Here is an 18,518-nt window from a genome sequence, read left to right as displayed (position 1 = left end):
TTCTTTTTTGTTGTCTAATTTTTACTATTTACACACGAATTTATACTGAACCTTAATTGAAGCTAAGTCATATTTACCTAAGATTGTTCTCAGATCTCCTGGATCACCTGTAAATCTCAATATTACAAAAATATCTAACCACTCTAAATTTTCTGGTGTGATATTGTAGCTTGGGAGTCCACGATTGCTATCCTTCGAGGTTCTAGTTGGGGTGGCAACAGCTTCTAAAATTGTTCTCATGTACATATGGAATATTTCAGTATTTTCCCTATAGTGGTCTAACAAAATATTGTTATAAAACTCATAGTAAAAAAAGTCTTTCATTTCTCTACGTAGAGCCACATAAGCCGGCTGCCCCATACTTAACCAAACTTGCGAATTTGCTTCATCCAAAGTTTTTTCACTTCGCATATATAACTTTTGGAATATTGAATAAGAGATAGAAAAACTAGACAGTTCTCTCAAAAAATTCATGTGATTTCTTTCAACAATCGGTAAGCTATCAAATATCCCATCTAGATCCAGTTCATTCGCCTTATCAAGTTCTTTATAAATTATTTTATTGCTGTTTATCTTTGCTAACTGTGAATCATATTTAAGATTCACTTGAGAAATAAAATATTGCGGCAACTTCTTTTCTTTATAATACTGCCAACTTGCGCGTTGCAAGTAATTATAACTGCCCACGTAATCTTCCACGTAGTAATCGATAGCCGCTAAATTCATTGATTGTTCTGGGTCATCACTATTAATTTTGATTTGGTACTGATTTCTCAAACCTGTTAATTTCACAAAATCAAAGTCGAGAACTGCTTGTACCCAACTTTCTTCATTAGAGGGCTTATCAATTTTCTTAATCTGATCGTCTATTTGATAATAGTCGATGCCGCTCTTCTTAATAACTTCTTGGATAAAACTGATTTTGGAAGAATCACACTCATTAGAAAAAATACGCTTCAACAGCTGCTCCCTTTTTATTTTCTTCCAAATTGTCTTCCACATAAATCAAGCTTGATCCTACCGTAATATTGTATTTTCCAAGCACTTGAGCAATATACTTCGTATACACATACTTAAAGTCGGCAAACGGTTTAAACTCATCATAGATGTTCTCAATTGGATCCTCTGCATCCCTCAAAATCAAATTTAGAGCATACTCCAGATTCTTAGAAATTGAACCTAGATCTTTAAACCATGATTTTGTGAATATCACATTAACACCTAAATTACGGTAATATCGTTCTACATTTCTGTCAAAATCTTGGCCTGCTTCAAGCATATACGCTCTCTGGACATCATCCTTTAGAGTGTTCTTAACCCACGTGAATATCTGCTTAGTATCCGGATCATTGAATGAATAGCCTATGAACAAGACCACCTTACTACCAACGATTGATTTTACATAATTCTCAATCAACTTGAAGTTTTCCGAGTAATTTAGATAATCATCTTCCTTCAACACAAAATTATCGTGTTCAAAGTCACCATGCATTTTGATAAGCTCTTTCCCCGGCTTAGCATAAGCAAAGTCAGAATCTTTACATATAGGTTGAATGAATTGATTCCTATCCCGAAATGCCCGTTCTATCAAATTATCGTAATTCGTAGTAATAATTGTATCAAGATCAAAATCTACTATTTGATTATGAATTTCACACGTCTTTAAAACGTCGCCGTATCTGAAAATCTGCTGCATAAACTGGGTGTATTCTTTTTTACCACGATCATTGTAGTAGAACTGTGGGATCTTTAAATTATCAAACTCTTTAGGATCCACACCCACGGCTTTAGCAATCTGATTAACGGCATCACTCCATAACGGCATACCTGAGTTACTAGATACGCCAGCTCCAACAAACAACACTAAGTTCTTATTTAGCATTGCATTCTTGATTATCTTCCTGGCTTCCCAATATGACACTTTTAACTGTTTATTCGGTTTCTGTTTTCTTTTACTCACGCGTTTTCCTCATAGTTATCACATGGATTCTTGTTGCTATTTTACCTTAATTATAAAACAAGATCTAAATTCCAAGCGAAGTCTAATACGGTCAAATCCTTAATTGCTCTCGCCAAGCTCGAGCGGCAAAAAAGCTCCGTACCACGTCTTTAATAAAGAAAAAATCCTAGTTATTTTCTCACATAGAAAATCAAACTAAGATTTTTGGTAAATTGTTATTATCAAGTTAAGTAGTTCAAATAAAAAACACCGGGCTATATAGTTTTTGCGAGCGCCGATGACTGAAAAGGGATGTAAATAGGAAAATGGCTTTTGCCAATTTCAAAAATAATCGCCGATTGTAAAATTAAACTGAACACTGTTCCGATACAGTAAGAAAAATCGTTTTCACTGGATTAGAGCACAAAAAATCCATTTCAACCATCTGGTAGAATATGAATCACCACAAACATTTCTAGAGAGGTTAAAATGGATCATTCATATTCTAACACTAAACCACACCAAAAAGGCAAACATCTTACGCTGAACGACCGGACTACAATCCAGGAGCTGCACTCTAAGGGCTACTCTAATCGTGCTATAGCTAGAGAACTTAACTGCTCACCAAGCACGGTCGGATATGAGCTCAAAAGAGGCACAGTATCCGTGTATACCGGCAATGTGAAGCGGTATAAAGCTGTCGAAGGGCAAAGCACTTACGAACTACATAGAAGCGAATGCGGCCGTAAGAGTCTGTTTCTTCGCAGACATAAGTTCATCGACTATGTTTCCCACTGCTTCCATAATCAAGGCTGGTCTCTTGATGCTTGCGTGGGTTATGCTTTGGCCAAGGGAATCTTCCAGAAGGATCAGGTCGTATCAACCAAAACTCTGTATAACTACGTTGACTTGGGCCTAATAGATATCAAGAACGGTGATTTTCCAGAGAAGGTCAAGCGCAATACTAAGACTCGTCGTGCCCGTGTAAACAAGCGTATTCTGAGACGAAGCATCGATGAACGTAGTCCTAGAATCGAAAGCCGTAAAGACTTTGGTCACTGGGAATGTGATCTGGTTCTTGGCCGTAAGACCAAGGACGACGATGTGCTGCTCACTCTGTGTGAACGCAAGACACGCCAGTTCTTCATGATCAAGATTGAGGACAAGACTTCAACCAGCGTCATGAAGGCGTTTGACAAGCTTCGAGAGCGCTATGGATCTAAATGGGACAGAATCTTTAAGTCTATCACAACTGATAATGGATCCGAGTTCGCAGACTTGTCTGATCTGGAAAAGGTCTCAAAGACTTTGGCGTATTACGCTCACCCTTATACTTCCTGCGATAAAGGCAGTATAGAACGGCACAACGGGATCATCAGACGCTTCATTCCCAAAGGGGATCGGATGGACAAATACAGTGTAGATGACATTTCCAAGATCGAACTCTAGTGCAACGCCCTGCCTCGAAAAGCCTTGGGCTACAAGACACCAGAGGAGCTTTTTTTGAAGCGGAACTCGACCGCATCTATCGCCGTGCGTGATTCAAAACTACCAGATGTTATGTAAAGTGTTCAACTTATTCTTGCAACTTACGTTTAGTTCTCAACACTACTTATTAATAAAACCTTTTTGACTATTCAGGCAAATATAAAAAAGATTGTGGAGCATGACTCACATTCAAGTCATTTAGTTCGATTGGCTGAGCATATTGTGTAAGCTCCCCTATTTCAATAGCAAAGCCTTTATTTCTCCCAGAAAAATAGGAACTATAAAATTCTCTAGATACTCCTGAATACTGTTTTGTTTTTTTCCAAATTATTGAAGGATTATCCTCGATAATGCTTTTAATTCGAAATTCTCCAATCACTTTTCCTATAGGTCTAGTAGCATACACAACAATCGATTGCACACTAGTATCTTTAAATATTGTCTTACGATACTCAAATTTTTTAGTTCCAGCAAAGATCTTTTCCACAAATTTAGGGTTTATCGATAACAAAATTTTCAACCCCTTCACCTTCCTTGCCTAAACTCAGCCTTATAATTTTGACAAACTCTTCATCAGTTATCTGCATACACCCCCAATAATTATCTCTAGGCAAACCTACTTTATTGATCAAATCCTTTCTAATAATTCTTTTTTTAAGCGGAAAGTTATATAGAAATTTTAAAACTATCGGATATTTCTTTGATTCATAAAAACTACATAGCTGTTCTTCAGAAAAAATTGATTTATGGCAGTATTTTAAAAAGGCTTCAATATTTTCAAAATCGTAAATGCTCTTATTCTCAACCAATGTGCACACTGAAGTTGCAACAGAGCTATATTCTGCACTTCTATCCTCAACCTTAGTTCTGTATATAATGATTTTATCTCCATATTTCATATTTCTGGCTTCGTCCATGCCTGTTAAATATATCTTTTTTTTCAATAGCGTTGGTATAAGCCGTATCTTTATATGACCAAGAGCCCTTTTCTGTATTCAATTCAGAGTCAGGGAAAAGATCAGTATGAAATTTTGGATAAATACTTAATAAAAAATTGTTGTGCCCATCGTTCAGTGGAATCGCAGGATAATCTAAATATGGATTTCCTTGGATTTTGAATTCCTTAACAAGAACTATTTCTTTTCCTTTCTTCCCCCATTTTTTAAACCCAAATTTTTCAAAAACAGGGAGCAATTCTCTATGCTCAGGTAAAACTGTCACATAAGCACAGCCAATGCCTCGAATAACCATCTCTCTTAATGCGATCATAACAAATCTCTGTCCTAAGGAGGTATTATGAGCATTGACTTTAAAAGTACCAATCTTCAGCCTACGACGCAAATCAAAATTTGGCTTTATCGTACTATCTTCTTCACATTCATCCTTCAAATACAAGAAGCCAACAAGTTTTCTCTTGTCATCATAAATAACGTATGCATATTCTCCTGAATTTGACTTAGCTTTAAACCAGCTTTCAAATCCCGAATAATCATATTTAAGTGAATCAAAAAAGGAATCTTCCAAATCAATTTTTCCAAACTGAGCCTTTTCTATAAATTCTTTAGTCATTGTTCTTTCCTCACATGCCAGCTAAATTTATTTAATCTTCACTTCAATTGTACTCCCTAACATAAGAAAGTCACTAAATTCTCTATTCAATCACTAGTGGCAACAATTCTTTACGGCTCTATAATTTTTCTTACTGGTGAACATCAATTGTCCATCGGTAAGAATTTTTTGTTTTGTAAGCACCCAATAGTGCAGTATATTAAAATCCCATCCTAGCAATGCTAAGATGGGATTAATCAGTTTATGGGACTTTACTTACAGTGGAGCTGAACATTCTCAGCCCATGGTAAATAGGCTTCTAGATGCTGATTGTCTAATAATGACAGCTCATTGGGCAGCTTGTCTAGAAGATAGTTGATGTATTTGAATTGATCCAAGCCATTTTGCTTGGCGGTTTCGAGTATGATCATAATGATGGCCATGGCTTTGGCGCCTGTGCTGCTCTGTGAAAAGAGCCAGTTCTTGCGTTCCATGACAATCTCTTTGACTGTTCGCTCTGCTCTGTTGTTGGACAGTTCAAGTCGACCATCTTTCAGAATGTTCATGAACTTGTCCATATGGTTTAAGCAGTACTGGAAGGCTGCCCCCAGCTTGACTGAAGGCAGCACGGAGACCGATTTCTTGTAGCATCAGTCGGAAAACTCCTTAAGCAGAGGCTTTAATGCTAGTTTCCCAAGATTTTACAACTCAAGCAAAATGGCTGACAGTTTTTCTGACAGCCATTTTTGTTTTATGCGTGACTTTCTAAAAACGCGAAGATCTTGGTTTCGGCAGCCTGACTGCTTGCGACTCTGAATGAGCAATTTCCTAGGAAGATCTTATCACTACCAAATAGCTTCTCCGAGATGACTTGGCTCTTGTAGAGGTTTAAGGCTTCAGAAGCTATCATTTTTTTCGAAAGTCACAATGACAAAATAACCGCATAGCTGCAGTTCCTGCTCAATGCCGTCTTCTCGTTCTTCGTAGCCATAGAACTTGTCTTTGTGGTAGGTAGTATTTTTGCGGTTTTAGAGCGCTTCTTCAGATGGCTTGAGTTCGATGCTCTGGGAAGTTAGCACTTATCGTCACGAAAGCTTCTTAAGTTTAACAGCTAATTTTCCATCATTCTTAACTCGAAAGCTTGTAGCATAACCTACACTACATAAACGCTTAGCTAAAGTTTCGTTCTCTTTATTGTTTTCTAACTTTACTTCTTTTGAAGAATCATATTTCTCAAAAAAGTTTTGATAAACACCCGTCAACTCTGAAAAACATCGGTAGAAACCATTTCTATCTAAGAGAGCTACATTATCCAGCATCCAAGATATTCTCTTGTCATTGCTTAAATATTTCCAAATAGCAAAAAAATACGACTCATCAATATCGAAGTTCTTATTAGTCAAATTAATTGCTACATCTTGGTCTATTACCTGTTCCGGTAAATTATTCTTAACAATCTCATTTATAAGCTCTGAAGAAACAAATGGACTCGCTAATAAGTTAGCAGCTAGTTCATTTATTTCTGAGTTATCTAGCTTATCTAATGCTTCTAACTGATGTTTCAAAATATAAGTTGTAGCCAACTCGTCACTCACAGATTTTACTTGATCATAATATTCTTGTGTAAACTCAAAGAAATCTTGGTCAATTAATACTTTTAAGTTCTGCTCCGGAACATCTGAGATACTGCCGCTAAACCGCCATCCCTTGAAGCATGTAGCTAAGTTACTAAATGTATTATCATCCCAAGTGGCATTAGTAAATAAATCATTCACAAAATCTTGAGGATATACAGAATCTTGATCTTGGGTATATACAGATTGATCACTAGCAATTATACTATCCGTATTCCTTTGAATAAATTGAAGCAACTCACGTGAAAATTTAAAGGAAGACCAGTATTCATTCACCGTAATCCATGTAGCTTTTACTTTATTATTATTTAATACCAAATTCCAGATATGTTGATCCGGTTTATCTGAGGTAAATTCTGATAATTTATCTCCTACATACTCTTCATGTTGCAACAGCCTATTCTGATAATCTTCATTTTCTTTAAGTCGGCCAAGCAAATCACTAATAGCATCTATACTCTCAGAGATATTGTCATCTGCAAGAACTACTCTATCCATGAAAATCAAAAGATTATCTTCTTCACGAATATATCTCAAAATTTGTATCTGCGGTTCCTCATCATGATCCAGTTTCAAGAGGTTGGTATAAGCATGTTTATTGAAGCCTTGCTGTAAGTCAGGCTCAAGTCGCCCTAAAATCTCATACAACATTTTCTCGTTAATCTCGTAATATCGCTTAGCACTTATATGATTAACCATACTTTTGGGAACATCAGATAAGTCTTCCTTGGAAAATTTCACAGAGAGAGCATTATCCAAAATTTCGGTCATACGAGGTACTTTGACTTCCTTAAACCTTTGAAGACTGTTTTCAGTATAAGATAGATGTTTAGAAATCACCTCACTTACGTCCATTGCGTCGATGTCAGGTACTGCTGCAAAATTAAAAATAAGTTCTAGATAATAATCGACCATTTCAGGCGATAAATCTAATCTATTTTCTATATAGTTAAACATGTTGGGCCAAGCATGCGCTAACTTTTCGACAAATCTTCTTTCAGCTATTTTTCTTTCTTTTGATCTTCGAGACAAATAATTCGAAATAAATGACCAACTATCTTCAGTTTCATCTGTCAATTGCTCAATAAAAGTTGTCAGCTTTTTATTCTGGTCATAGCAATCTAATAGCAAGTAGTCAATCAAGTCATTATTATAGATCTCTTTTTGCCCAAACTCAGCAACTCTTAATCTATCGGCAACATTCGCAACCTTTGTGAGCTTATATGATTGCGGTAGTCTCTTCCTATTTTTGACTGATAAGATAAAATTTTGATCCTCTCTAGAAATACTGTTGCCCTTAAAGTAATTGATGTAACTAGCATACTGCTCATCAATATAACCACGCCGTAGCAAAAAGACTAATAAATCTTTTTCTTTTACTTCAGCTGACAAATAGTTATCCAATTGATAATTCTCTATAAGCTCTGCCAGTGTCATCAAATCCAGCTTTAACAATCTCTGTTTCAATTTTTGCAACTGTGATTGGAGATCCTTTACCTTAGATTCCTTTGCGCCAGCCGCAAATTCCACTCTAGATTCATACTTATCATACAGTTTGTCTATATTGCAGTTGGTCTCATAGTTTCGATTGTCGCTAAATGAAATATACTCAATCTTTGTAATTTCTTTTTCCTTTAAATTTCTTAGATCTTGTTTTTCACTAAGAATATCTTCCGCATGAACTACCAGGCTATAACGCCTATTATAAAAGTTGATTGCAATGCCTCTATAATCAGTAACTTCTAACAAAAAAGCTGTCATTAACTCCTTATAGCTCTTCAGTACTTCATTCTTAGTACTTCCTATTTTATTTTCTAAATTAGATATTTGCTTTTGCAGATCCTCCTTAATTGTTTGGAGATATGACTCCTTCCTATTGAACACATCTTTGACAATTCCCTGTTCAAGCTCTAATTCCGCAAAATCTTGAGGATAAAGGTTCTTAAAAATAATGAGAGCTAGTAATTTTTCTTCATTTAGACTTAGCCCCTGTTTTTCGATAATTATTGGCTCATAAACCTCAAATTCATTCCAAATATTGACCAAGACCCTAATATTTGGAATATATGGACTTACATCAAAAATAAAATCTTGTGTGATCTTAGTCTCTAGCTTACTGTGCTTTACCTTGCCTAGCAAAATTTCTCCCGCATTGGTAGCATTCATTATAGGTATAACAGGAATGATGTAGTCAAAAAATTTTGTCCTCTCTTCTTCGTTTTGAAACACATCGTCACCAATAGCATATACGAAAACTATAGGTTCTTTAATTGCATCATCTCTATTTAGAAGCGAATTTAATTCTCGCAAATGTGAAAATATCTCTATATTCCCCCATCGATCTAAATCTTCGAAAAATACAATACGATAATTTGTTGTCTCAAAAAAGTATGATAACTCATCCATATTCTTATCAAAGACTGACTCTGAGGACTTTTTATCTACTTCTGCCACCGTACCAACGTTTATCTTGCTCAAAGAAAGACGCGATAATATATAGGCAATTGCTTTAATGAGAATGGTTATTAAACTTAAAGCAATGCAAATAATCACTATCCAAATAATAAAATATGGTATTCCAGACGTACGAACACGTTTTAAGGTTTGGTCAAAAAGAAATCTATTTTTTGACCATAATTTATAATTAAATACATATGAACCGATCCCAAACGTCATGGCCAGAACAATTAAAACACAAAAAATTTTCCAAGTCGAAGGCGTGTGAAGCTTACGGTATCTGCTCAATGGTATCTTACTAGGCTTAACCTTATAAAAAATTTGCTTTAAGATTCCTTTTTGAATCTCCTCTTCTGATGAAGATGTACCACCATCCCCAGAACCTTTTTTTAAAGAAAAGGTGGCTAACGATATATTTAAACTGATCTTCTCAACATCTGGATGCTTCTTTAAATATGATGCTATAATGCTTGATTTTCCAGATCCATACGGTCCTGTTAAAGCCACATTATGGAGTCTATCAGCACTTTTTAGAACCTCATCTAAAAGATTTAAGTACTTATTATCAGCTTCAAGATTGTCGTTTGGTGCAAGATCATGAAGACTTTCTTTAGAATTTGATTTTCTTTTACAATAGATTAGCTTACTATAAAGTCCCATGTGGCTACTCCTTCAAAATAGATATCTAGATTATATTTTATACGCTCATAATCTGAAACTCTACGAGATTCTATACATCTTATTGTACTTCACTATAAGGGTAAGCACCCAATAGCACGGTATATTAAAATCCCATCCTAGCAATGCTAAGATGGGGTTAATCAGTTTATGGGATTTTACTTACAGTGGAGCTGAACATTCTCAGCCCATGGTAAATAGGCTTCCAGACGCTGATTGTCGAATAATGACAGCTCATTGGGCTGCTTGTCTAGAAGATAGTTGATGTATTTGAATTGATCCAAGCCATTTTGCTTGGCGGTTTCGAGTATGATCATAATGATGGCCATGGCTTTGGCGCCTGTGCTGCTCTGTGAAAAGAGCCAGTTCTTGCGTTCCATGACAATCTCTTTGACTGTTCGCTCTGCTCTGTTGTTGGACAGTTCAAGTCGACCATCTTTCAGAATGTTCATGAACTTGTCCATATGGTTTAAGCAGTACTGGAAGGCTGCCCCCAGCTTGACTGAAGGCAGCATGGAGACTGTTTTCTTGTAGCACCAGTCGGAAAACTTCTTAAGCAGAGGCTTTAATTCAGACTGGCGTTTCTTGTATCTTTCTTCAGCTGAAAGGTCCTTCCTGGAGCGCTCAAGGCTAAACATTTGATCACAGTAGTGGATCCTGTCTGGCAACTGAAGTCGCGTCGGACTCTCTGGCCTTGTCTTTAGGCAAGGATTCAAAGAACTTCCGCCTTGAACCAAGAGTCACATCTTGTTGGTTTAATCGCAGATAGCCATGATATTGATCACAATGAAGGTATCCGCTGAAATCTGTGAGGAAATCCCATGCTTCGATGCCTTTTCGTGACCCGTGGTGATATAGAACAATCGGTGTCTTGGCGTGCTTGCCTGACAAGAAAGTCCAGACATAGTCTTTGGCTCTTTCGCTGTCTAGAACTCGGTACGGCGTCTCATCTGCGTGAATGACCTCCAGCTTTAGCTGCTCTTGTCTCAAGCGCTCGTAAAGGCTGGAAAGGTAGTACTCACAGACTTTGATATGCCAATTGGAAACCGTCTTGTGATCAAGCGGAAGGCCCATGCGCCGCAAGTCCTTTTCTTGTCGGTAGGCAGGAACCTTGAGAACGTGCTTCTGATAGATCGTATTTGAGATCAAAGAAGCTGAGCCAAGACTGTTGGTTAACGGTGCCTTGGGCACTGGAGCCCTGATAATCTTGTCAGCCGGTGCTTCATCACTGCAGTGCTGGCACTTGTAAGAGTGCTGAATGTGATCGATTCGCTTAACCTGGGCTAGAATGTAGAGCAGCTCTTTTCTGGCACAGAAGCTACCGATCTCTTTCAGCTCGTGCTGGCAGTCTGGACAGGTAAGGTCATCCAAGCGATGATGAACCTCCTCGCCCGGAAGAGAAGCTAAGATGTCCTGCTTTCTGCCGACCTGCTTGCGTCTCTTATAGGTAATAGTTTCGGTAATGCGAGGGCAAGTCCTCGTCATCTTCACCGCCAGCCTTGTCTTCATCGAAGAGACTCAGCTGGTTAGTATTGACAACGTTCTTTTCGGAGGATTTTCCGTAAAGCTTCCTGGTCAAATACTCAACTTGTTCAGTAAGGAGAGCGACCTGCTTGAGCAGCTCTTCGTTAATTGCTTTGAGCGTTTCGATTAAAGCTGAAGTGTCTTTGTCGGTCATGGTTGTTGTCCCTCCTTGATTCATAATCATTAGAATACCAGAAAAGCTCGTGAAATCAATACAATTCACGAGCTCTTGCGATATGAATTTTAGGATCAATGGTAAAGCCCTGCATCAAGCGCATGACTTGCTCATCAGACAGCTCTCGCACTTCGTCTTCATTGTTTGGCCAGGCAAGCTTTCCATTCTCAAAGCGCTTATAGAGCAACCAGAAGCCCTGGCCATCCCAATAAAGTGCCTTGAAGCGGTCCTTTCGACTGCCACAGAAAAGAAAGACGCACCCGGAGAAGGAATCGAGATGGAAGCTCTTCTTAACTATGTAAGCAAGCGAATCGATCCCTCGACGCATGTCGGTCTTACCGCAAACAATGAACACACGACCCAGTTCTCCCAAATTAATCATGGCTCAAGAACCTGTCTACGACTTCGAGCATAAGCTCGTTAGTGGCATCACTGTAAAATGACAGCTCAACCTCATTGGACTTCAGGTTAAGAACAAGCCGGTTCTTTCCGGGCCTCTTCTTAGGTCTGATTCTGTCCTTTGGCAGCTCCAGCGGTACGATTGGATGTTCAGTCATAATATCGTGTTCCTCCGTATTCAATTGTTAAGAATAGTATATGACTATTGAACAGAGGTCGATAGATACCGCGCTATTGGGCGCTTACTGACTATTGAACAAGGGTTGATAAATACCGCGCTATTAGGTGCTTACTATCTGACTATTGAACAGGAGCCAATAGATACCGTGCTTTGGTGCTTACGTTGCGCCAAGGCTAAATCTGAAACAAAAAAGCCACCAGGCTATATAATTCTTGCAAGCACTGGTGACCAAAAAAGAATGTAAATGAGAAAACGGCTGTATGCCAATCTTTTAAGTTAATTGTAAAGCAATATATTTGATGCTTACAAGCTCGATAAATCACTACTTGGTCATTTCTGACTTCTTTTCCCGCAGCATCAAGGCGTCAACGGTTTCCCGGGCATCAGCACCGCGGTTGACCACGGCGTCAACGGCAAAGACGATTGGCATTTCCACGTCATACTTGTCAGCCAGTTCCAAGGCAGCTGGAATGGCATTGATCCCTTCAACGACCATGCCGACTTCCTTCTTGGCTTCTTCAGCACTCTTGCCCTTGCCGATCAAGTAGCCGGCATTGTTATTCCGGCTTTCCTTGCTGGTAGCAGTAACAATCAAGTCCCCCATGCCGGCCAGGCCGTCAAAGGAGTCTTCCTTGCCGCCCATCTTAAGGCCCAGGCGCTTGATTTCCGCCATCCCGCGGATGATCAAGGCAGCCCGCATGTTGTCCCCGTAGCCCAGGCCCGCACAGATCCCGCTGGCCAAAGCAATTACGTTCTTCAAGGCCCCGCAGAGCTCAACGCCCAAGCGGTCAGAGTTGGTGTAAACCCGCATGTTCTTGTTCATGAAGACGTCCTGGACCTTTTCAGCCACAGCTTGGTCTTCACAGGCGGAAACGATGGTAGTTGGCAGGTCCTTGGCCACTTCTTCAGCGTGGGTCGGGCCAGACAGGGCAACGTAGTGGACATTGCCATGCTTGCCGTCCTTGTTCAATTCGTCAGCAATGACTTCCGTCAAAGTCAAGAGGGTGTCTGGTTCGATCCCCTTAGCCACGTCAACGATAATCTGCCCGTCTGAAATAAAGGCAGCAGCAGTCTTGGCAGTTGAGCGGACGAAGACTGATGGTACGGCGAACAGGATGATGTCCTTGCCTTGGCAGGCTTCCGCAATTTCCTTAGTGAATTTAATTTCGTCAGGAATAACCATACCTGGCAGGTTCTTCTGGCGACGAGTTCTTGAGAGTTCGTCGACTTCTTGCAGCAGGGCTGACCAGACGGTCACTTCATGACCAGAGTTGCTGAGCATCCGGGCCAGTGCCATGCCCCAAGTACCTGCTCCCAAAACACCGATTTTTGCCATATTATTACCTCACTTAGTTTTGTCAATAACACAAAAAGGCCGAAGTTCGGCCTTTACTTTCTAGTAGGGTTCGTATCTAAATCATCATGTGATAACTTGCTTTCCTCTGTAACTTCATTTGCATCATATAAATCTTTCTTGATTTTAGATGAACTAATCTCTGGAGTCCGAGGAAGATACACCACATCTACTCCTTCGTCTTTTAAGAAGTCAAACTTTCCTTTCCAGTCATCACCCATCACGAAGGTATCAATATGATATTCATGCATATCATTTCTCTTTTGATTCCAGTCTTCTTCTGGAATTACCAAGTCAACATACCTAATAGACTCTAACAATTGCTTTCGCTGCTCATATGAAAAGTATGTTTTTTTATTCTTAGAATTCCAGTTAAACTCATCTGTAGAAAGTGCAACAATCAAATAATCGCCTAATGCCTTTGCTCTTCTGAGTAAGTTAATATGGCCATAGTGTAGTAAATCAAAAGTCCCATAAGTTATAACACGCTTCATAACGTCACTATCCTCTACTAATCATTCTTTTTAATTACATCCAACAATATTTTTGCAACTCGCTCAGAAGCATGACCATCTTCTTCTAACTCAAATGAATTTATCAATTCCTCAACGTCTTTTTTCCCTTTTTCATCATCGTAGTTGTTAATATTTTGGATTAGCTCATTTTCACTGTTTGCAAATGAAAATGGCAAATCTTCTTTAATATTAAAATTGAGTTCTCGCTCACTAGCAATATATTGATCATAATCTTTAGCAAACAAGAATACCCTATGTTTACTAAGAATGAAGTCAAAAACACTACTTGAAAAGTCTGTTATTAGTACATCAGCTGTAACTAAAAGATCTTGCATATCAGGATAATTATTAGCAGATTTTACAAAATCACTAACAGGTAGATCTATTTGACTAGCAACATTTGGATGGACACGTTCCAAAAAAATATATTGTCCACCAAACATTTTTTCACACGCTTCTTTTATTTTAGTGCCATTTACTTCATAAAGGAATCGCTGGTCTTCAATTTTAACATTGTTCCTAAATGTTGGTGCATATAAAACTATTTTTGTATTAGGGGATATATTATAAAACTGTCTAACTCTTTCTTCTGTTTCCTTTGTATTATTGAAAAAGGCATCATTTCGAGGAAATCCAGTCTCTAAAATTTCTCCATCATACCAAAAATTATCCCTAATAGAATCTGTCACCCATTTACTGTCTGAAAGAATAACATCTGTCTTTTTTGAATCTACTTTTGAGCCCTTAACATAATTAGGATCTAGATATTGCTCAACAGCCTTTTCAATCTTTTTAAAAGCTATCCCACCATGCCAAGTCTGTAAATAAAATTGCCCTTTACGCTTATGCCCCTTGTAATTCAACTTGATGTTATCAATCCAAATATGGGCTGTTGCTAATTCATACATACTTTTAAAAGAGTTTAACCTAACAGAACGCACCCCATTAGGTAAGGCATCCAAGTCACCATCTTTGCTTAGCAACCAAACTATATCTAATTCTGTATCACTTTCCAACAATTTCTCAACAATGTACTTTGGATTATCACCAAAACCACGCCCTAAAAAATTGTCGGCGACTATCTTATTTTTCTGAATAGGAAGCAAGCAACAAAATAAATCGAATGTAAGCAATATTCTCTGTCTAATTCTAAGATGATTCCTAATTTTTTCAGAAATGTTCATGTTCCTACTTACGCCTCTCAGCTTTAGTCAAATTGCAGGGTAATTATCTATTATTCAAAAAGGACACGTAATCAAACTCATCTAACAGTCTTTTACCCGTGAATTTATTTCTAACTGTGAAAATATCGCCCAAATGTCCATCTTCTGAATGCTTAGAAATAATATGGGTATATTTAGACTCATACCTTTTATTTCCAGCTAAAAGTATTTTGTGCTTGTATGGCAACGCTAGGAATCCTTGAAAATCGTCATCATCGAAGCCATCACGATCAGTGAAAGTTACGTAGATATTGTCCTCGTTGATTCGCTTCTTACGGGAATTCCACTTACTCTTTGCCTCTGCAAACGTCTTATAGTGCAAAAAGTATAAGTGAATATCTCCCAATAATCCAACTGGATAATCTACATCTTTCTTAGTTTCTTCAACTAAGTCAATAGACAAATACTTATTTAGACTAAAGAGAAATTTCAAATAATCTTTAGGCGTAAACCATAAATTTATAGTTGGGGACTTAAACTGAAGTCCTAAATCATGATATATTACCCCACCAACACAATTTGAAGATAGTATTGTGAAGTTAACATTATGAAGTTGTTTCCGACGCTTTGTATTCCGTATTTTTGTTACTATATTTCCAATAGGATTCATGATTGCGATCCTTTCAAGTCACTCCACTATTTCTATATGTTCTGTTAAAAAATTTATGTACAACTGCTATTATCGTTGTTCTTGGAATTGGGCCATAAACTAGGTCACGTTCCTAGTTAACCAAAATCCCTACAGAAATTTATTCTCAGACTTCGTTCATGGGTTACGTTCTAATCTTCCTTTTTATATATTAAAAATATTATGGACCTAGTCAATAGCCACAGTAAAATGGATATTCCCTTGTTATTCTAGCGCGCTCGTATACCACTAAACCTGCTCGCCAATAATATACTCAGTCTTTTGCTAATACACTAAGCACATTTTTAAAACCTTCCATTTTAAAAATTAAAGCAATGCCAACATAAATTGCTACACCTACAAAAATCTGAATAACCAGTGTCAAAATCAATGGAGTTGATAAAGTATTTCCTAAGAAGTCAACAACTAAATACATAATTGAAGAATTAAGTAAAGCTGGTATCATATCGGATAATTGTTCCTTAATATTATACCCTAGTAGCTTCCTGTTCGGAGCCATGTTGATAAATACAGCAACTACGTTATAAATAACCATAGTCCACGCTACTGCATAGACATCAATATTGATACCAATAATCAAGAGTACTAAATATAGTGGCTTCTTGACAAATTCCAATTTCAGCATTATATCGCTACGACCAATAGCTTGAATGGCTTGCATATTAGTGTTCGAAACTGTATCAAAAACATCAGAAAAGCAAAGTATCTGCATAAAAGGAATTGCAGCACTCCACTTGTCTGTTAACAGCAATAAAATAATTGGCCGTGAAGTTGCAGCTAATCCAAATAGCAATGGCATAATGACAAAAGTAGAAGTTTTTATCGACTTACGGATAGCTAGCTTGACCTTAACCAAATCATCGTTAATATTAGACAACGTGGGGAATAATACTGTTGAAACAGTCCCATCAATATTAGTTGTTATCAAATCTGGAAACTTTTGACCGCGATTATAGTAAGCCAAATCAGTCGTAGTATAGAATTTGCCTAGAATAAGTGACCGTAGCTGATTAAAGAATTGGCCTAACAATGAGGTAACTAGTAATTTCCATCCAAAACTAACTAATGGTTTACCCGCTTCCCAAGAAAATTTAAGTTGTGGATGCCATTTGACCTGTACCGCGAGCGTCACAGAAACAAAGATTGTACTTGATAACGCCTGCCAAACAAGTGACCATACACCAAATCCGAAGTAAGCCATCACAACTCCGACAATTCCAGACATAATAGCCGCAATTGTAGTCGATATAAACACTTTCTTAAACATCAAGTGTTTAGAAATATATGCCTGTTGAATTCCATTAAAAGCTGATAGTGGCAATTGCAATGCAAAAACACGCAAAACCAAAGTTAGTTCAGGATTGTCATAAAAAGCAGAGATCCATGGTGATGCAATAAATAATACTGCATAAACAATCACCGACATCAATTCGCTAAGATAAAAAATCGTCGAGAAGTCAGTCTCATCAGCATCTTTTTTCTGTATTAAGGCATTGCCAAAACCACTGGTAACAAAAACTTGGGCAATAGTAATAAAAACTTGAACAAGAGCTACAACCCCATAATCCTTTGGAGCCAGTAAACGAGCAAGAATAATTGAGAGCACAAACGACACTAACTGTGATGAAATTTGCTCCCCAAATTTCCAGAAGAAGCCAGTAATTACTTTGTTCTTCATTAATTTAACTCCTCCAGATGATGATAGAACGTATCTCCATTAGCTAATTCAAGGTGATGATTCAACTTATGGAATGAAGACTTCGCCATGATTCTATTGAACATCTCCTCATCATACGGTTTGTTCATCATATACTGTAGCATGTGTGGATTGTTATTGTTATAAATATCCATATCTTCCCAAATATCTACATATTTTTTAGCAAAAAGTGTCAATAATATGTGGCACACAAAGTAATCTTCGGTAAAGTTACTATCAACATTATAATCTATTAAAAGTCGTGAAACTTCCTTCAAATATGGATTGCCCTTCTTAGAAGCAATAAGCCAACTAGACATTTTGATTGTCTTGCTTGTTGCCGTCATCAAGTTCTGATACATAAACATGTTTTTCTTCTCGATAGCTCTAGCTAAACGATCATCCGAGCAGTAAACTGTTGAGTCAATCCAAAAGCCACCATATTTAGAGAGCAGTGCCAAACGAAGAATGTCGGAAAATTGTGCGCCGGAAATCCAACCAGCTGAGAACTTATCGTAAATAACCCGTGGTAAATCTACATAGTCCTTCAAATTGTTCCAAGTTAGTACCCGCACTTCATAATCAGGTAGGTTGCGTCGCAAGGATGTCAAAGCCGTCTTAGTCACTCGAGGTGCCTTATCTTCACCTTGAAGCCAACACCACCAAATAATCTTTGGAAATTCAGTCTTGGTCCAGCTGTCATCACAACTTGGCTTAGCTGCCAACTGTGATGCATATCGCTGACGAAGTTTATTAGCCACATAGGCCGAATGAGCAGCTTCAACCATACTATAATCTTGACCACAAATTATATTAAGACGCTTGCGTAGTAATCTATCTGAAATACGATGATTAAAACGATCAATGAACTGACCTAAAGTCATACCATGCTCTTTTGCTTTGTGATATTCGCTAATTTTTTTAGTAATTTTATTCATCGCTTATCTTCTTTCTTTATTTTTTGTCTTTCTCATAAACAAAAAAGCAATGATACTTTATTTTAATATCATTAACTGAGCTCACCCAAACCATCAAGTGTTTGATCAGTAAAACGCAGC

The 18,518-nt window shown here is 37.8% G+C and carries 15 protein-coding genes and 3 pseudogenes; 1 reads left to right on the top strand and 17 read right to left on the bottom strand.

What is annotated here, in order from left to right; genetic code table 11:
• Nucleotides 1–24: 24 nt before the first annotated feature.
• Both OCH80_RS06740 and OCH80_RS06735 read right to left on the bottom strand, forming a co-directional pair.
• On the bottom strand, nucleotides 25–960 hold the full coding sequence (locus OCH80_RS06740) for a hypothetical protein (RefSeq protein ID WP_404539211.1): 936 nt from the start codon (nucleotides 958–960) through the stop codon (nucleotides 25–27).
• A complete protein-coding gene (locus OCH80_RS06735; protein WP_404539208.1) occupies nucleotides 941–1,960 on the bottom strand; it encodes an SIR2 family protein in 1,020 nt (339 codons plus the stop codon). Before OCH80_RS06735 ends, OCH80_RS06740 begins: the two co-directional genes overlap by 20 nt.
• 468 nt (nucleotides 1,961–2,428) lie before the next feature.
• On the opposite strand from OCH80_RS06735, the pseudogene OCH80_RS06730 reads away from it, so the two are divergent.
• A pseudogene (locus OCH80_RS06730) lies at nucleotides 2,429–3,480 on the top strand (IS30 family transposase).
• Between the two features lie 92 nt (nucleotides 3,481–3,572).
• Here OCH80_RS06730 and OCH80_RS06725 read toward each other — a convergent pair.
• The 15 genes and pseudogenes from OCH80_RS06725 to OCH80_RS06655 all read right to left on the bottom strand — a co-directional run bounded on the left by OCH80_RS06725 (nucleotide 3,573) and on the right by OCH80_RS06655 (nucleotide 18,398).
• On the bottom strand, nucleotides 3,573–3,947 hold the full coding sequence (locus OCH80_RS06725; RefSeq protein WP_404539206.1) for a hypothetical protein: 375 nt from the start codon (nucleotides 3,945–3,947) through the stop codon (nucleotides 3,573–3,575).
• Nucleotides 3,919–4,326, bottom strand: coding sequence for a hypothetical protein (locus OCH80_RS06720; protein WP_404539204.1), 408 nt, complete (start codon nucleotides 4,324–4,326; stop codon nucleotides 3,919–3,921). The genes OCH80_RS06725 and OCH80_RS06720 overlap by 29 nt, the downstream gene beginning before the upstream one ends.
• A complete protein-coding gene (locus OCH80_RS06715) occupies nucleotides 4,310–4,996 on the bottom strand; it encodes a hypothetical protein (RefSeq protein ID WP_404539202.1) in 687 nt (228 codons plus the stop codon). Before OCH80_RS06715 ends, OCH80_RS06720 begins: the two co-directional genes overlap by 17 nt.
• Nucleotides 4,997–5,247: 251 nt before the next feature.
• A pseudogene (locus OCH80_RS06710) lies at nucleotides 5,248–5,658 on the bottom strand (transposase); the annotation flags it as partial.
• A gap of 402 nt (nucleotides 5,659–6,060) precedes the next feature.
• Nucleotides 6,061–9,726: a hypothetical protein gene (locus tag OCH80_RS06705; protein WP_404539200.1), complete on the bottom strand. Its 3,666-nt coding sequence runs from the start codon at nucleotides 9,724–9,726 to the stop codon at nucleotides 6,061–6,063.
• A gap of 176 nt (nucleotides 9,727–9,902) precedes the next feature.
• Nucleotides 9,903–11,229: pseudogene (gene tnpC, locus OCH80_RS06700) on the bottom strand (IS66 family transposase).
• Nucleotides 11,186–11,422: a transposase gene (locus OCH80_RS06695; RefSeq protein WP_404539198.1), complete on the bottom strand. Its 237-nt coding sequence runs from the start codon at nucleotides 11,420–11,422 to the stop codon at nucleotides 11,186–11,188. Before OCH80_RS06695 ends, tnpC begins: the two are co-directional and overlap by 44 nt.
• Nucleotides 11,423–11,477: 55 nt before the next feature.
• On the bottom strand, nucleotides 11,478–11,825 hold the full coding sequence (tnpB, locus tag OCH80_RS06690; RefSeq protein WP_404539196.1) for an IS66 family insertion sequence element accessory protein TnpB: 348 nt from the start codon (nucleotides 11,823–11,825) through the stop codon (nucleotides 11,478–11,480).
• Complete coding sequence (locus tag OCH80_RS06685) at nucleotides 11,818–12,000, bottom strand: hypothetical protein (protein ID WP_404539195.1); 183 nt, start codon at nucleotides 11,998–12,000, stop codon at nucleotides 11,818–11,820. The genes tnpB and OCH80_RS06685 overlap by 8 nt, the downstream gene beginning before the upstream one ends.
• Before the next feature lie 345 nt (nucleotides 12,001–12,345).
• Nucleotides 12,346–13,359 carry an NAD(P)H-dependent glycerol-3-phosphate dehydrogenase gene (locus tag OCH80_RS06680; RefSeq protein WP_404539193.1) on the bottom strand — a complete coding sequence of 338 codons (1,014 nt, stop codon included), beginning with the start codon at nucleotides 13,357–13,359 and terminating at the stop codon, nucleotides 12,346–12,348.
• Nucleotides 13,360–13,412: 53 nt separating this feature from the next.
• Nucleotides 13,413–13,871 carry a glycerol-3-phosphate cytidylyltransferase gene (gene tagD / locus OCH80_RS06675; protein ID WP_404539190.1) on the bottom strand — a complete coding sequence of 153 codons (459 nt, stop codon included), beginning with the start codon at nucleotides 13,869–13,871 and terminating at the stop codon, nucleotides 13,413–13,415.
• 17 nt (nucleotides 13,872–13,888) lie between these two features.
• Nucleotides 13,889–15,076, bottom strand: coding sequence for a CDP-glycerol glycerophosphotransferase family protein (locus OCH80_RS06670; protein WP_404539188.1), 1,188 nt, complete (start codon nucleotides 15,074–15,076; stop codon nucleotides 13,889–13,891).
• Nucleotides 15,077–15,119: 43 nt separating this feature from the next.
• Nucleotides 15,120–15,725 (bottom strand): DUF1919 domain-containing protein, encoded by a 606-nt coding sequence (locus tag OCH80_RS06665; RefSeq protein ID WP_404539185.1) that lies wholly within the window; start codon nucleotides 15,723–15,725, stop codon nucleotides 15,120–15,122.
• Between the two features lie 292 nt (nucleotides 15,726–16,017).
• Nucleotides 16,018–17,442 carry a lipopolysaccharide biosynthesis protein gene (locus tag OCH80_RS06660; RefSeq protein ID WP_404539182.1) on the bottom strand — a complete coding sequence of 475 codons (1,425 nt, stop codon included), beginning with the start codon at nucleotides 17,440–17,442 and terminating at the stop codon, nucleotides 16,018–16,020.
• On the bottom strand, nucleotides 17,442–18,398 hold the full coding sequence (locus OCH80_RS06655; RefSeq protein ID WP_404539179.1) for a capsular polysaccharide synthesis protein: 957 nt from the start codon (nucleotides 18,396–18,398) through the stop codon (nucleotides 17,442–17,444). The genes OCH80_RS06660 and OCH80_RS06655 overlap by 1 nt, the downstream gene beginning before the upstream one ends.
• Between the last annotated feature and the right edge of the window lie 120 nt (nucleotides 18,399–18,518).

The organism is Lactobacillus sp. 23-2 (assembly GCF_044902225.1).
Lineage (GTDB): Bacteria > Bacillota > Bacilli > Lactobacillales > Lactobacillaceae > Lactobacillus > Lactobacillus absianus.
The sequence above is the reverse complement of the archived record's forward strand: the minus strand, read 5'-3'. Positions and strand labels throughout refer to the sequence as shown.

Coding starts and splice junctions, on each gene's coding strand:
- OCH80_RS06720 (WP_404539204.1), bottom strand. CDS start 4,326: ATGAAATATGGAGATAAAATCATTATATACAGAACTAAGGTTGAGGAT.
- OCH80_RS06715 (WP_404539202.1), bottom strand. CDS start 4,996: ATGACTAAAGAATTTATAGAAAAGGCTCAGTTTGGAAAAATTGATTTG.
- OCH80_RS06705 (WP_404539200.1), bottom strand. CDS start 9,726: ATGGGACTTTATAGTAAGCTAATCTATTGTAAAAGAAAATCAAATTCT.
- OCH80_RS06695 (WP_404539198.1), bottom strand. CDS start 11,422: ATGACCGACAAAGACACTTCAGCTTTAATCGAAACGCTCAAAGCAATT.
- tnpB (WP_404539196.1), bottom strand. CDS start 11,825: ATGATTAATTTGGGAGAACTGGGTCGTGTGTTCATTGTTTGCGGTAAG.
- OCH80_RS06685 (WP_404539195.1), bottom strand. CDS start 12,000: ATGACTGAACATCCAATCGTACCGCTGGAGCTGCCAAAGGACAGAATC.
- OCH80_RS06680 (WP_404539193.1), bottom strand. CDS start 13,359: ATGGCAAAAATCGGTGTTTTGGGAGCAGGTACTTGGGGCATGGCACTG.
- tagD (WP_404539190.1), bottom strand. CDS start 13,871: ATGAAGCGTGTTATAACTTATGGGACTTTTGATTTACTACACTATGGC.
- OCH80_RS06670 (WP_404539188.1), bottom strand. CDS start 15,076: ATGAACATTTCTGAAAAAATTAGGAATCATCTTAGAATTAGACAGAGA.
- OCH80_RS06665 (WP_404539185.1), bottom strand. CDS start 15,725: ATGAATCCTATTGGAAATATAGTAACAAAAATACGGAATACAAAGCGT.
- OCH80_RS06660 (WP_404539182.1), bottom strand. CDS start 17,442: ATGAAGAACAAAGTAATTACTGGCTTCTTCTGGAAATTTGGGGAGCAA.
- OCH80_RS06655 (WP_404539179.1), bottom strand. CDS start 18,398: ATGAATAAAATTACTAAAAAAATTAGCGAATATCACAAAGCAAAAGAG.